The sequence below is a fragment of the Pseudomonas sp. VI4.1 genome (assembly GCF_002029345.1).
Taxonomy (GTDB): Bacteria; Pseudomonadota; Gammaproteobacteria; order Pseudomonadales; family Pseudomonadaceae; genus Aquipseudomonas.
This window is the reverse complement of record NZ_MULM01000132.1, coordinates 1-14108: the sequence shown is the minus strand read 5'-3', so window position 1 is coordinate 14108 and position 14108 is coordinate 1. Positions and strand designations below refer to the sequence as shown.

13 protein-coding genes are annotated in these 14108 nt (G+C 59.7%); 2 read left to right on the top strand and 11 right to left on the bottom strand.

Annotated elements, in window-relative coordinates:
• Position 1: 1 nt before the first annotated feature.
• Genes BZ163_RS10070 through BZ163_RS10050 form a run of 5 tightly spaced genes read right to left on the bottom strand, consistent with a single transcriptional unit; the run spans position 2 to position 5237 of the window.
• Positions 2–3118, bottom strand: coding sequence for a pilus assembly protein (locus BZ163_RS10070; RefSeq protein ID WP_128870782.1), 3117 nt, complete (start codon positions 3116–3118; stop codon positions 2–4).
• Positions 3105–3545, bottom strand: coding sequence for a PilX N-terminal domain-containing pilus assembly protein (locus BZ163_RS10065; protein ID WP_128870810.1), 441 nt, complete (start codon positions 3543–3545; stop codon positions 3105–3107). Before BZ163_RS10065 ends, BZ163_RS10070 begins: the two co-directional genes overlap by 14 nt.
• 50 nt (positions 3546–3595) lie before the next feature.
• Positions 3596–4321, bottom strand: a complete 726-nt coding sequence (locus tag BZ163_RS10060; protein WP_128870781.1) for a PilW family protein — start codon at positions 4319–4321, stop codon at positions 3596–3598.
• A complete protein-coding gene (gene pilV / locus BZ163_RS10055) occupies positions 4318–4767 on the bottom strand; it encodes a type IV pilus modification protein PilV (RefSeq protein ID WP_128870780.1) in 450 nt (149 codons plus the stop codon). The genes BZ163_RS10060 and pilV overlap by 4 nt, the downstream gene beginning before the upstream one ends.
• Positions 4764–5237: a GspH/FimT family pseudopilin gene (locus BZ163_RS10050; protein WP_128870779.1), complete on the bottom strand. Its 474-nt coding sequence runs from the start codon at positions 5235–5237 to the stop codon at positions 4764–4766. The genes pilV and BZ163_RS10050 overlap by 4 nt, the downstream gene beginning before the upstream one ends.
• Before the next feature lie 129 nt (positions 5238–5366).
• On the opposite strand from BZ163_RS10050, the gene BZ163_RS10045 reads away from it, so the two are divergent.
• Positions 5367–5909, top strand: a complete 543-nt coding sequence (locus tag BZ163_RS10045; RefSeq protein ID WP_128870778.1) for a GspH/FimT family pseudopilin — start codon at positions 5367–5369, stop codon at positions 5907–5909.
• Here the strand turns inward: BZ163_RS10045 and ispH are convergent.
• The 6 genes from ispH to murJ all read right to left on the bottom strand — a co-directional run bounded on the left by ispH (position 5886) and on the right by murJ (position 13426).
• Complete coding sequence (gene ispH / locus BZ163_RS10040) at positions 5886–6833, bottom strand: 4-hydroxy-3-methylbut-2-enyl diphosphate reductase (RefSeq protein WP_128870777.1); 948 nt, start codon at positions 6831–6833, stop codon at positions 5886–5888. The two genes, BZ163_RS10045 and ispH, sit on opposite strands and share 24 nt — an antisense overlap.
• A 192-nt stretch (positions 6834–7025) precedes the next feature.
• Entirely contained in the window at positions 7026–7463 is a 438-nt protein-coding gene (fkpB, locus tag BZ163_RS10035; protein ID WP_178084739.1) for an FKBP-type peptidyl-prolyl cis-trans isomerase, read from the bottom strand.
• A 7-nt stretch (positions 7464–7470) separates the two neighbouring features.
• Complete coding sequence (lspA, locus tag BZ163_RS10030) at positions 7471–7983, bottom strand: signal peptidase II (RefSeq protein ID WP_128870775.1); 513 nt, start codon at positions 7981–7983, stop codon at positions 7471–7473.
• On the bottom strand, positions 7976–10807 hold the full coding sequence (gene ileS / locus BZ163_RS10025) for an isoleucine--tRNA ligase (protein ID WP_128870774.1): 2832 nt from the start codon (positions 10805–10807) through the stop codon (positions 7976–7978). The genes lspA and ileS overlap by 8 nt, the downstream gene beginning before the upstream one ends.
• Complete coding sequence (ribF, locus tag BZ163_RS10020) at positions 10808–11758, bottom strand: bifunctional riboflavin kinase/FAD synthetase (RefSeq protein WP_168187340.1); 951 nt, start codon at positions 11756–11758, stop codon at positions 10808–10810.
• A gap of 129 nt (positions 11759–11887) precedes the next feature.
• Entirely contained in the window at positions 11888–13426 is a 1539-nt protein-coding gene (murJ, locus tag BZ163_RS10015) for a murein biosynthesis integral membrane protein MurJ (protein ID WP_128870772.1), read from the bottom strand.
• Positions 13427–13678: 252 nt separating this feature from the next.
• Here murJ and rpsT point away from each other — a divergent pair, with 252 nt between their 5' ends.
• Entirely contained in the window at positions 13679–13957 is a 279-nt protein-coding gene (gene rpsT / locus BZ163_RS10005; protein WP_008154937.1) for a 30S ribosomal protein S20, read from the top strand.
• Positions 13958–14108 lie beyond the last annotated feature (151 nt).

Below are 14108 nucleotides of genomic sequence, written 5' to 3'. Positions count from 1 at the left end.
CTTACTGTATTTGTCGCCACATGATGCGACGACTGTCACCGTTGCCGCCCTTTTCCGTCAGCCGGGTCACCGTCGCACTGGAATCGCCCACGATCTTGGCGGTGCCGCCGTTGACGATGGCGTTCAACACCGGCATCCCGCCAGTGAATATCACCCCGCTGGAAATCGTGTCGCTGCTGTCGACCACGTTATCGCCATTGGTATCGAGCACCGCGTAGTTGAACATTTTACCGCTGAATGCATCCAGTTCGATCAGTTTGCCGGTGCCGAAACTGGCACAAGGGTCCGTAGTGTCGACGCTGGCGGTGGTAAAGACGATTCGTCCCAGAATCAAAGCCGCCTGGTTGATCACCCGCTCCCCGTTCAACACGCTGTTGTAGACCAGCGGCAGGTACCAGCCCTTCTTGGCCGGGTAGGTCACTTCGTTCTGGCTGGTGGTGATGAACTGCCCCGAGCTTCCCGAAAACACGCCCGTCACCGCCTGGGCCTGCAAACTGGAGGTGGTGATCTGCCCGCTGCCACCGTTGGCGTCCCACACCGCATAGAACGCCTGTAGATCCTTGTTGGTCTTGTCGGCCGTCTCGTTGAATTTTCCGCTGCCGAAAAATACCACCTTGCCGCCCAGGGTATTGTCCGCCAGCAGCGGTTGCGCCGTGATCGGCTGAGTGGCGCCCCCGGCGGTGGTAAACAACGGCTTGCCGGAGAACGCTACGCCCCAGGTGTCTGTGGTAGCGCCACTCAGGTCAAACTTCCACAACCGTCCTTTCAGGTCACCGCCGTAGGCGGCCTGCACCACGTTCTGCGAATTGACCTTGAGTTTCACCGAGGACAGGCCGTTGGTGGTTTCGCTGCTGTCGATGACGATCTTCTTTATCAGCGACCCATCACGAATGTCCACCACGTATAACGCCGCCACCCCTGAACTGCTGCCATAGCCGTTGGAGATGAACGCCGCCCAGCGCCCATCGGCCAAGCGTGCCACTTCCGGACGGGCGTAGGCATAACCCAGGTCATTGAACACGTTCGCGGTATTGGCCGTGGTCGGCGCACTGATCTCCCACAACGCCTTGGTCACGTTACCCACCGCTGCGTCGTACAGTTGCACGGCGTAAAACGTCTTGCCGCCCGCGCCGGTACCGCCCAGGGCGAGGGTTTTCCAGGCACTGTTGAGCTGGGCATCGAACACGCCGAGCTGCCCATCGACCAGAAACTCGTGACCGACTCCGTTGAGGTAGGCGGTGTCGGCGATAGTGCGTAGCGATGGCAGCACACTCGACGGCATGTAGGCGTAACGCCGGGTGCCGTTGGCCGGGTTGATGACGTTTACAAAGCCGTCATTGGCGTTTACCACCAGACTGGCGCTCATGTTCGCGGCTTTGGTGGCGAGGTAGGTGCTGTAGCTGGTATCGCCCACCAGGTCGGCGGCGGTCTTGTCCGAAGGCGACGCCAGTACCAGGGGTGAATTGATGATGTCGCCGAGTAATGCGCTGCGCACTTTCAACCCGGTTTTGTTGATGCCCTTGCTCCACTCCACCAAGTCGCTTGCGGTTATGCCGGTAGGCAAACCCTGACCGAGGATCGTCTGCTGCGCCGGCGAGAAGTTGGCATAGGCCAGGGTCACGGGCGCATTGGTCAGGGTATTCCAGGACTGATAGGTCGGTGCCGTGGCGCCGGGCACGATGGCCGTGTCGGTCGTCCAGAGTACCGAGGCGGTATTGACCTCGCCGTTGGAGCTGAAGCCATAGGACTTGATCGTGCCGCGCCAGTCCTTGGGGTCATAGCTGGTCTGGTAATAGGAGGAGCCGACGCCGACGATCGAGCTGCTGGTGATGCCGCTGCCTCCGGAACCGGCCTTGGACGTGATGTCGCTCAAGGCCGATGACAATGCCGTATTGAGGCCGGCACTGTCCGTCGCCTGGTAGTACTTGCCCTGCCCGTATCTGGCGGCGTCCGACAACATCTGGTTCGCGGCGGTGAAACCGACGGTGTAGGTGTTCATGTTCTGCTTGGGAAAGTCCGCCGCGTTCCAGTTTTTGCCCGCGGCGTCGGTACCGGTGGTGCGCATGTCGATGTCAAAGGCGAACTTGGCAATGTCGTCCAGGTACAGGGTATCGCCCTCTGCGTCACCGAACAGGTTGTCGCCATCGTTGGTGCTGATGCCGTCCCAGTTCGGTAAACGGCTGCCGCCGAGCGGGTCATTGGTGGGGAAAGTCCGGTCGAAGGTGGGCAGGCCATCGGTGATTACCACGCCGTAGTTCTTTTGGCAGCGATACTGGATCGGACTGGTGTAGGTGGTCGGTGCGGCGTTGTAGTACGGCGCCATGCCGCGCATGTACCGGGTTATCTCGTAATAGGATTCCGCCAACGGGGTATTGGCTATGGCGCTCAAGCCACTGACCGAGGCGATCAGGGCGCTGTAGTTGGTGTTCGCCTGGGCTTGGGTGACGCTGCCGCTGACGGGAGACAGGTCACTGACCGGACGGGCAATAAAACCTCCGGGGCCGGAGTTGCTGCTGGCGGGCGGGTTAAAAGTCGCCAGGCCGATACGCAGCGCGCGATTGCTGCTGACCAGGTTTGTCGACACATCCTGTGCCACGCTCATCCGGTAATCGTTGGGGATCGCGCCGGTGCCGCTGGTGAAATCCCTGTTGGAACCATTGGCCAGGCCCACCAGATAAGACAAGTAGTCGGCGGTGTAGCGAGTGTTTTCGTTGCCCACCGGGTCGGGCAGCTTCAGGCATATGGAGGACAGCCCCAGAAAGCCGCGATAGAAACCGTACCAATTGCCGCTGGTCGAGCAGCCTCCCCGGTTGAGGCTGGACAGGAGGATGTTGGTGTCGCTCATGTCCAGATTCTGCCCGCTGAAGCAGGAGGAGTTGGAGCTGCAAATGGCGATCTGCGCGCGGTTGACCGTTGGATCGAACCCTGGCGCCCAGATGATGTTGTTCATGCTCCCCGAGTCATCGATCAGCAGCATCACGTTTGGCGGGACGGCGGCGGCACTCAACAGCGGTGAGTCCGAAGGTGTGAATGCATAGGCCGGTGCTGACAAGTAAAGCCCCGACAGCACGCCACACAACAATTGCCACAGCCCGGCGCGCCGCTCAGTATTTCGCATAGATACTCTCCACCACACTGCGAGAATTACCGGCGATACCCACTGCGGTCACCCGGTACAGCTTTACCGTGTCATCCGTCGGCAGTTTCACCGCCCCCCTGGTAGTGCCGAGGTACTGCACGCCATAAAAGCCGTTACCGGAGGCGATCCAGGTCACACCCGAGGAGGAGTAGAACCCGGCGGCAGTGATCAGCGACGCCTCCGCCGGCGGCGCGCACTGAGTAACACTGGTGCAAACCGGCAGTGAATAAGTCTCCAGCTGTACTGCACTTTCGCCGACGCGTAGCGCGGCTTCGGCGGCCTGGAACGATTGATTGCGCAGGGTAACGCTGCCAGCCATCTTTTCCTGAAGAGTGGCATTCTGCATCGATGAAATGCCGATCAGTGTCAGCAGCAGCAGAAACACCAGGCTGACCAACAGCGCCATGCCGCGCTGGGAGTGAGGGGGCACGGGGGGGGAAATTCATCGTCCTCCCCTCATGGCAACCGGTTGCGCAAAGCGGCAACCACGTTGAAGGTTTGATCACGCACGCGCGCGTTCGGGTCTCTGAGGGTCAACGCCAGGCGTACGCTGCGAATCGAGCTCATATCGGATGGGTTGCTGCTGTAACTCAAGCCTCCGCTCGAACCCTCGATGCCGAAGCTCACATTGAAGGCACTGACGTTGTCGACCAGCACCGCCTGAGTCGGTGTACCACTGCCGACCCCCATCGTCAGCTGGTTATTCTTGAAGATGTAGATCAGCCGCCGGATTGGAAATGCCATCTGGCCATCACCAGGGGCTCGTATCCCCGTGTAAGCGAATCCGGTCTCGATGCTGGTGCCGGCGGCTGGCCCACACCTGGATACCACCGTCCAGGTTGGCGCCCCTCCACTGCGCACGACATCGGCCGTCACCAAGGTTAATTTCTGGTTGGCATTGTCCCAACTGATCGGTGTGGCCTGACTGGCGTTGAAATCGCCCGCCGAACTGGCGTCGGTGATCGTCCCCAGGCAACCGAACATGCCGACCATGCGGATTTCCTGAATCAGCTTGCTCAGCACGAATCGTGCGTCTTCCTGCATGTTGGCCGCGGCGTTCTGGCTGACGTAAGTGTTCTTGGCGGCAATGAAAACCTGCGCGACGCCCAGCACCACGATCAGGCTCAACGCCAGGGCGATCAATAATTCGATCAGGCCGAAACCTTTGCTGGCGCTCTTCATGGCGTCGACATCGGGTCGACGGTGGCGCGACTGCTCAGCACGTAGCTGCGCCGCGAATCGGCGATATTGGCAGCCCGCGAATCGTCCCAGGTGACGGTGATGGTGTATACCCGCTGATTGCGCGTGACGCTGCCTGTCGCAGTGGCGCCGAGGGCGTTGACGATGTTGGAGGTGAAATCATACAAATCCTGATCCCGGGCGACGCTCAGGTTGCCCGAGGTCGGTGGCGTGACGGTGTAATCGGCAGCGGAGTTGGCGCGAATGCGGTCCATCAGGTCGTAGGCGATAAAACTGGCCTGGCTGGTCATCCGCGAGCTGTCCGTGTATTTCAGCGCGTTGAGCTGAATCGCCGCCGCCCCCAACAGACCGACGCTCAGTATCAACAACGCCACCAAAACCTCGATCAGCGTCATGCCCTCCTGTGCACGCTTGCTCCATCCCCTCATCCGCAACTTCCACCCAATAGAATTCGTCCATTCAAACACACATTCAGCGTCCTGCTTTGCGCCCCCAATACGTAGCTGATCACCACCGGCGCAGAGGGTGCCGCCAACCCGCCCAGATTGTTGAAATCGATCGCGGTCACGCCTGAGGTTAGCGTCAGACTCGCACCGCTGCTCATGGCCGGAACAACCCGCAATACAATGGGCGGTTTGACACTAGCGTCGTAAACAGCCAGCTCACCGGTCCAGACTTTGCCTGTTTCTGTCGGACGAAGCTGGGTGGTAATGCCCCGGTCGATGGCTTCCAGTCGGGCGAAATTCAGAGCGCGCTGCAGATCGCCCATTTCGGTGTCGGCCTTGGTACTTTGCACCGAACGGGTAAATGCCGGAACAGCTATCGTGATCAGGATCAGAAAAACCGCGAGCGCGACCAGCAACTCGATCAGCGTGAAACCTTTTGTACGATGATCCATCGTTGCCCTCCGTAGCCGTCGGCTATACCTGCTTCTACACGCTAGAACATTCGACCGGCAGATGTACGGTTGATTTGCCATTACCTGCGCATGGATCGCGCGGGGTACCACTCCAGGGAGGGAGTTGTCATGCGTCAGCAAGGTTTCAGCCTGATCGAACTGCTCATGGGACTGACAATTACCGGGATTGTTCTGTCATTGGTCAGTCCGGCTTTAGCGGCACTCACCGAGGCGAACCATCGCGAGGAAGCGGCGAACTCGCTGGTCGCTGGCCTGCGCAGCGCCAGGAGCGAAGCGATCACGCGCAGCCAGACCGTCATGATTCACGCCATCGACGGCGACTGGAGCCAAGGCTGGCGGATCATTGTGGATGTTAATGGCAAGGGACACGAGGACAGCAGCAATCCGTTGCTGGTCGAACGCCGGAGTGGCACCCGGGTGCCGATTTTCGGCAATCAATATGTCAGGACGTCCATACGCTTCAGCAATCTGGGCGAACCGCTGCACAATGGCTTTCAAGCAGGAACGCTGCATGTTTGCGCGGTCCGCGAGCCGATCAGCCAACACCAGGTGGTGCTGGCTTCGAACGGTCGTGTCAGCCTGCGCAGTCAAAAAACCGTGCAGGCATTGTGCGCGGGAGGAAAAGACTCAGAGCAAAGAGCGGACTCTTAATTCTTTAGGCATGGAGAACGTGATGTTCTCCTCGCGGCCCGCCAGTTCATCGGCCCCGGTAGCGCCCCACGCCTGCAACTGCTGGATCACGCCACGCACCAGGACTTCCGGTGCCGAAGCGCCAGCGGTGATGCCGATGCGCTCGACACCTTCGAACCAGCTCTTGCGCAGATCTTCGGCGCCGTCGATCAGGTAAGCCGGAGTCGCCATGCGTTCGGCAAGCTCACGCAGGCGATTGGAGTTGGAGCTGTTCGGGCTGCCGACCACCAACACCACGTCGCATTCGTCGGCCAGTTGCTTGACCGCGTCCTGACGGTTTTGCGTGGCGTAGCAGATGTCGTCCTTGCGCGGCCCGCCGATCGAAGGGAAACGCGCGCGCAGGGCATCGATGACGCGACTGGTGTCATCCATGGACAGCGTGGTCTGGGTCACGAACGCCAGTTTTTCGGGATTGGTCACTTGCAACGCAGCAACGTCTTTTTCGTCTTCGACCAGGTAGATCGCGCCACCGTTGCTGCCATCGTACTGGCCCATGGTGCCTTCGACTTCCGGGTGACCGGCGTGGCCGATAAGGATGCATTCACGGCCGTCGCGGCTATAGCGCGCGACCTCGATATGCACCTTGGTCACCAGCGGACAGGTCGCGTCGAATACCTTCAGGCCGCGGCCGGCCGCTTCAGTACGTACAGCCTGGGACACACCGTGGGCACTGAAGATCACGATGACGTCGTCCGGCACCTGATCCAGTTCTTCAACGAAAATCGCGCCGCGAGCACGCAGGTCTTCGACGACGAATTTGTTGTGGACCACTTCGTGACGCACATAGATCGGCGGCCCGAAGACTTCCAGGGCGCGGTTGACGATTTCGATCGCCCGGTCCACACCGGCGCAGAAGCCACGGGGATTGGCGAGTTTGATTTGCATGCTGTGCCTCGTGTCTTGCCCTGTGTAGGAGCGAGCTTGCTCCGGGCGGCGTTCCGACGATGGACTTCAGGACACCGCGTTAATTCAGAACGAACGCGCTATCGTTAACGATCATCGCGAGCAAGCTCGCTCCTACAGGACACCGCGTAGATTCAGAAAGAACGTATGTTATCGCGAGCCGTGTTCGGTCCGTTACAGCGATTTGACGTCGATGATTTCGACGTCAAAGGTCAATGTCTTGCCAGCCAACGGATGGTTGAAGTCGATGGTTACTTGCTCGTCATCGAATTCCTTTACCACGCCCGGCAACTCAGTATTGGCCGCATCGTTGAAGATCACCAGCAAACCCGATGACAGTTCCATGTCCTTGAACTGCGAGCGCGGGATGATCTGCACGTTCTGCGGGTTCGGCTGGCCAAAAGCGTTTTCCGGCGCAATCGTCAGCGTACGCTTGTCACCCGCCTTGAAGCCGAACAGCGCTGCTTCGAAACCTGGCAACAGGTTACCGTCGCCGACCTTGAAGGTCGCCGGGGCTTTGTCGAAGGTGCTGTCGACGGTGTCGCCATTGTCCAGGCGCAATGCAAAGTGCAAGGTGACTTCCGTGTTCTGGCGGATGCGTTGCTCAGCCAATACCTGTTCAGTCATGAACGGCTTCTCCGGTTTTCTTGGTTTTGAACATATCCAGCGCCAGCATCACGGCACCGACAGTAATTGCACTGTCGGCAAAGTTGAACGCAGGGAAATACCAGCGGTTCTGCCAATGCACCAGGATGAAATCGATCACATGGCCATAGGCAATGCGGTCATACAGATTGCCCAACGCGCCACCCAGCACCAGCGCCAAAGCGACCGCCAGCCAGGTTTCGTTGCGCCCAAGACGCTTGAGCCAAACGACCAGCACCACACTGACCACGACCGCGATCAATGCGAACAGCCAGCGCTGCCAGCCGGAGCTGTCGGCCAGGAAGCTGAACGCCGCACCGGTGTTGTAGGCCAGTGTCCAGCTGAACAGATCGGGGATCACCACGATCTGCTGGAACATTTCGAGCCTGCCTTCGAAGTAGAACTTGCTGGCCTGGTCAATGACCAGGACCAGCAGACTCAACCAGAGCCAGCTCAGCCGTCCGAAACGACCAACGCCATTAGGCATAGTGACGAACCTCGCCGGCGCCGCTGATATTGTCGACGCAACGACCGCAGATTTCCGGATGTTCCGGGTTCACGCCAACGTCTTCACGGCAGTGCCAGCAACGGGCGCACTTGGCGTGGCTCGACTTGACCACTTGCAGCTTCAAACCGGTGACTTCGGTGACCACGGCATCGGCAGGCGCCTGCACGAACGGCGCGACGGTAGCTGTCGAGGTAATCAGTACAAAGCGCAGCTCGTTGCTCAGCTTGGCCAGGTCGGCGCTCAGCGCCTCTTCGGCGAACAGCGTCACTTCGGCTTGCAGGTTGCCACCGACGGCCTTGGCCGCACGCTGGATTTCCATTTCCTTGTTGACCGCGACCTTCACCGCCATGATCCGCTCCCAGTAGGCGCGGTCCAGCTCGATACCTTCCGGCAGCTCGCTCAGGCCTTCGTACCAGGTGTTGAGCATCACGGACTCGTTGCGCTCGCCCGGCAGGTATTGCCACAGTTCATCAGCGGTGAACGCGAGGATCGGCGCGATCCAGCGCACCAGCGCCTCGGAGATGTGATACAGCGCGGTTTGCGCCGAACGGCGGGCCTTGCTGTTGGCGCCAGTGGTGTACTGACGGTCCTTGATGATGTCCAGGTAGAAACCGCCCAGCTCCTGCACGCAGAAGTTGTGGATCTTGGAGTAGACGTTCCAGAAGCGGTATTCGCCGTAGTGCTCTTGCAACTCGCGTTGCAGCAGCAGGGTGCGGTCCACGGCCCAACGGTCCAGCGCCAGCATTTCTTCGGCCGGCAGGATGTCGGTGGCCGGGTTGAAGCCGGTCAGGTTCGAGAGCAGGAAGCGCGCGGTGTTACGGATACGCCGGTAGGCGTCCGCACTGCGTTGCAGAATCTGCTCGGAAACCGCCATTTCGCCCGAGTAATCGGTAGACGCCACCCACAGGCGCATGATGTCGGCGCCCAGGGTGTCGTTGACTTTTTGCGGCGCGATCACGTTGCCCAACGACTTGGACATCTTGCGACCGGACTCGTCGACAGTGAAGCCGTGGGTCAACAGTTCGCGGTACGGCGCGTGATTGTCGATGGCGCAACCGGTCAGCAGCGACGAGTGGAACCAGCCGCGGTGTTGGTCGGAGCCTTCCAGGTACAGGTCGGCGCGTGGACCGGTCTCGTGGCCCATCGGGTGCGAACCGCGCAGGACGTGCCAGTGCGTGGTGCCCGAATCGAACCAGACGTCCAGGGTGTCGCTGATCTTGTCGTACAGAGGCGCTTCGTCACCGAGCAATTCGGCGGCGTCCATCTTGAACCAGGCTTCGATGCCTTCGACTTCGACGCGCTTGGCGACTTCTTCCATCAGCTCGGCGGTGCGCGGGTGCAGTTCGCCGCTTTCCTTGTTCAGGAAGAACGGGATCGGCACACCCCAGTTGCGCTGACGGGAGATGCACCAGTCCGGACGATTGGCAATCATCGAGTGCAGGCGCGCCTGGCCCCAGGCTGGAACGAACTTGGTTTCTTCGATGGCTTTGATCGCCCGCTTGCGCAAGGTATCGCCGGTCACAGGCTCTTTGTCCATGCCGATGAACCACTGCGCGGTGGCGCGATAGATCAGCGGGGTCTTGTGACGCCAGCAGTGCATGTAGCTGTGTTCGATGATGCTGGTGTGCAGCAACGCACCGACTTCGGTCAGTTTGTCGACGATGGCCGGATTGGCCTTCCAGATGAACTGGCCGCCGAAGAACTCCAGCGAGGTCGCGTAAACGCCGTTGCTTTGCACCGGATTGAGGATGTCGTCGTTGACCATGCCGTATTTCTTGCAGGTCACGAAGTCGTCTACGCCGTAGGCCGGTGCGGAGTGAACCACGCCGGTGCCAGCGCCCAGTTCAACGTACTCGGCCAGGTAAACGGGCGACAGGCGATCGTAGAACGGGTGACGGAAGTTGATCAGTTCCAGTTCTTTACCGGTGGTAGTCGCGATGACCGAGCCTTCCAGGCTGTAACGGGCCAGGCACGACTCGACCAGCTCTTCCGCCAGCACCAGCAGCTTGTCGCCGACGTCGACCAGCGCGTAGTTGAATTCCGGATGGACGTTCAACGCCTGGTTGGCCGGGATGGTCCACGGGGTGGTGGTCCAGATCACGATCGAAGCGGGCTTGCCCAGCGACGGCAGACCGAAAGCGGCAGCCAGTTTGGCTTCATCGGCAATCGGGAAGGCAACGTCGATGGTCGAAGACTTCTTGTTCTCGTACTCGACTTCCGCTTCAGCCAGGGCCGAACCGCAGTCGAAGCACCAGTTCACAGGCTTGAGGCCCTTGAACACGAAGCCGCCTTTGACGATTTCGGCCAAGGCGCGGATTTCACCGGCCTCGTTCTTGAAATCCATGGTCTTGTACGGGTTGGCAAAGTCGCCCAACACGCCCAGACGGATGAATTCGGACTTCTGGCCTTCGATCTGCTCGGTGGCGTAGGCACGGCACAGTTCGCGGGTCTTGTCCGCGCCCAGGTTCTTGCCGTGGGTCACTTCGACCTTGTGTTCGATCGGCAGGCCATGGCAATCCCAGCCCGGGATATAAGGCGCGTCGAAACCCGACAGGGTTTTCGAACGGATGATCATGTCCTTGAGAATCTTGTTCAGTGCATGACCGATGTGAATCGTGCCGTTGGCGTACGGAGGACCGTCGTGCAGGACGAACTTCGGACGATCCTTGCCAATTTCGCGCAACTTACCGTACAGGCCAATGCTGTCCCAGCGCTGCAGAATCTGCGGTTCGCGCTGAGGCAGGCCGGCCTTCATAGGGAAGGCGGTGTCCGGAAGGTTTAGCGTGGCTTTATAGTCGGTCATTTAAGGCTCTTCATTAGCGATTGGCGCTAGGTGCGACAGGGCACGGGCGGCGGCAACATCCGCATTGATCGCCGTCTTAAGCGCCTCCAGAGAGGCGAAACGCTGCTCTTCACGCAGCTTGTGGTGGAAAACCACCGTCAAACGCCGGTCATACAGATCGCCGGCAAAATCTAAAAGATGCACTTCGAGGTGGGCTTTGCCATCCCCTTGGACCGTTGGCCGCACGCCGATATTGGCGACGCCTGGCCAGGTCTTGCCGTCGATGTCGACATTGACCAGGTAAACCCCGGTCAACGGCACGCGACGACGCTTGAGTTGTATGTTGGCCGTGGGCGTACCCAACTGGCGGGCCAGCTTCTGGCCGTGCAAGACCCGTCCGGCAATCCGGAACGGGCGACCAAGCAACTGCTCGGCCAAGACAAAATCGGCAGCGGCCAGGGCATTGCGGACCTGGGTGCTGCTGACGCGTATGCCGTCCAGCTCGACCGTCTGCGCGGCTTCGACGGTAAAGCCTTGCAGGACGCCGGCCTGCTGCAGGAAAACGAAGTCCCCTACCCGGTCACAACCGAACCGGAAGTCATCACCGACCTCCAGATGCTGCACGCCAAGACCGTCCACCAGGATGGTATCGACGAATTCGCTGGCGCTGAGCTTGCTCAGACGCTGGTTGAACGCCAGGCACAACACCCGGTCGACACCTTCGACGGCCAGCAGCTGCAATTTGTCTCGCAGGCGGGCCAGACGGGCGGGAGCCGTATCCGGGGCGAAGAATTCTCGGGGCTGCGGCTCGAAAATCACCACGCAGCTGGGCACGCCCAACTCGAGCGCACGCTCACGCAGCCTCGCCAGGATTGCCTGGTGACCACGGTGAACACCGTCAAAGTTGCCAATAGTGGCGACACAGCCCCGATGCTGGGGGCGCAGGTTGTGGAGGCCTCGAACCAGCTGCATAACGCGCTTCTTGCTCATAAAGTGGTCGATTATAACCACACACGGCGGCCGACGACAGGCAACACCGTAACCCAAAGTGATCGAACCGACAAAACTGCCGGCCCGCCCGTGTTTATCGAGGTCGAAACCTCAGCTCAGCGCCTTGCGATTGAAGTCGCGCAAACGGAAGCCCATCAACAGCAACATACCGAAATATGCCACCACGCCAGCGGTCACCAGCGCGCCCAGACGCAGGAATCGTTCGAGCATGTGCCCCTGATCCCAGGCCGGCATGAAATGCATCGCGCCCAGCAATACCGCGGACATCACCAGCACCGCAACCACCAGTTTAACCCCGAACTTCGCCCAGCCGGGCTGCGGCTGGTACATCTGCTGCTTGCGCAGTTGATAGAACAGCAGGCCGGCGTTGAGGCAGGCACCGGCGCTGATGGCCAGGGCCAGGCCAGCATGGGCCAGCGGGCCGATCAGCACCAGGTTGAACAGCTGAGTAACGACCAAAGTGAAAATCGCGATTTTTACCGGGGTACGGATGTTTTGTTGCGCATAAAAGCCCGGAGCCAACACTTTGATGACGATAATCCCCAGCAGACCGACCGAATAGGCGACCAGTGCACGCTGAGTCATTGCCGCATCAAATGCACTGAACTGCCCGTACTGGAACAGTGACACAGTCAGCGGCTCCGCCAGAATCCCCAGTGCCAGCGAGCACGGCAACACCAGTATGAAGCACAGGCGCAGACCCCAGTCGAGGATTCGCGAATATTCCTGGCGATCCTTGCTGGCGTAGGACTTGGCCAGGGTCGGCAGCAAGATCGTGCCCAACGCCACGCCCAGCACACCGGACGGCAATTCCATCAAGCGGTCGGCGTAATACATCCAGGACACGGAACCGGCGACCAGAAAGGAGGCGAAGATGGTGTTGATGATCAGCGAAATCTGGCTCACCGAAACACCGAGAATCGCCGGTGCCATCTGCTTCAACACCCGCCAGACCCCGCTGTCGCGCAGGTTCAGGCGCGGCAGTACCAACATGCCGATCTTCTTCAGGTGCGGCAATTGATAGAGCAATTGCGCCAGGCCACCGACCAGTACCGCCCAACCCAGGGCCATGACCGGCGGATCGAAGTACGGTGTCAGGAATACCGCAAAGATGATCATGCTGACGTTGAGTAGCGTTGGCACAAAGGCCGGCACCGAAAAGCGGTTATAGGTATTGAGGATCGCACCGGCCAATGAAGACAGGGAGATCAGCAATATGTATGGAAAAGTCACCCGCAGCAGACTCACGGTCAGCTCGAACTTTTCCGGGGTATCGGTGAAACCCGGCGCAGTCGCCCAGATGACCCACGGCGCGGCAACCATGCCCAGCACGGTGACCAGCGCCAGCACCAGCGTCAGCAGGCCGCAGACATAGGCGACAAAGGTCCGCGTCGCCTCCTCGCCCTGCTGGTTTTTATATTCGGCCAGAATCGGCACGAAGGCTTGGGAAAATGCCCCCTCGGCGAAGATCCTCCGCAGTAGATTGGGCAGTTTGAAGGCGATAAAGAAGGCGTCGGTCGCCATCCCGGCACCAAATGCCCGTGCGATTAGAGTGTCCCTGACGAACCCCAGAACCCGGGAAATCATCGTGATAGAGCTGACGGCGGCCAACGATTTGAGCAGATTCATTGAAAGAGTTTGTGCCTGTCGATAAACAGCAGGCGAACAAAGCGCCCACTTATGCGATACTCCGCGCCGCAGCAGCACAGAGCCAAAGCTCGCGAGTTTACAGGTCAAGCGCCGGAAATAAATATCCCGCCTCTTTATACCTACCACTTAGCGGAACGTCTCAACCGCCCTTGACAAGACATCAACTCATCGGCATGATTCGCGGCCTATTTTGTTTGCTATTTCCTAAAAAGTCTTTCGAGGAGCTCGACGGTGGCCAACACACCTTCCGCCAAAAAACGTGCAAAACAGGCTGAGAAGCGTCGCAGCCACAACGCCAGCCTGCGTTCCATGGTTCGTACCTACATCAAGAATGTAGTTAAGGCCATTGACGCAAAAGACGCTGAAAAAGCCCAAGCTGCTTACGTTCTGGCCGTGCCAGTTATCGACCGTATGGCCGATAAAGGCATCATCCACAAGAACAAGGCCGCTCGTCATAAGAGCCGCCTGAACGGTCACGTCAAGGCTCTGAACCTTGCTGTAGCCGCATAAGCGATAAGCTTGTTGAAAAACCGACCTCCGGGTCGGTTTTTTATTGCCCGGGATTTAACAAGCCCCGCGCAAAAAAAAATGTGGGAGCGGGCTTGCTCGCGAATGCGGTGTATCAGCAGCAAAAATGTCGCCTGACACACCGCACCGCGAG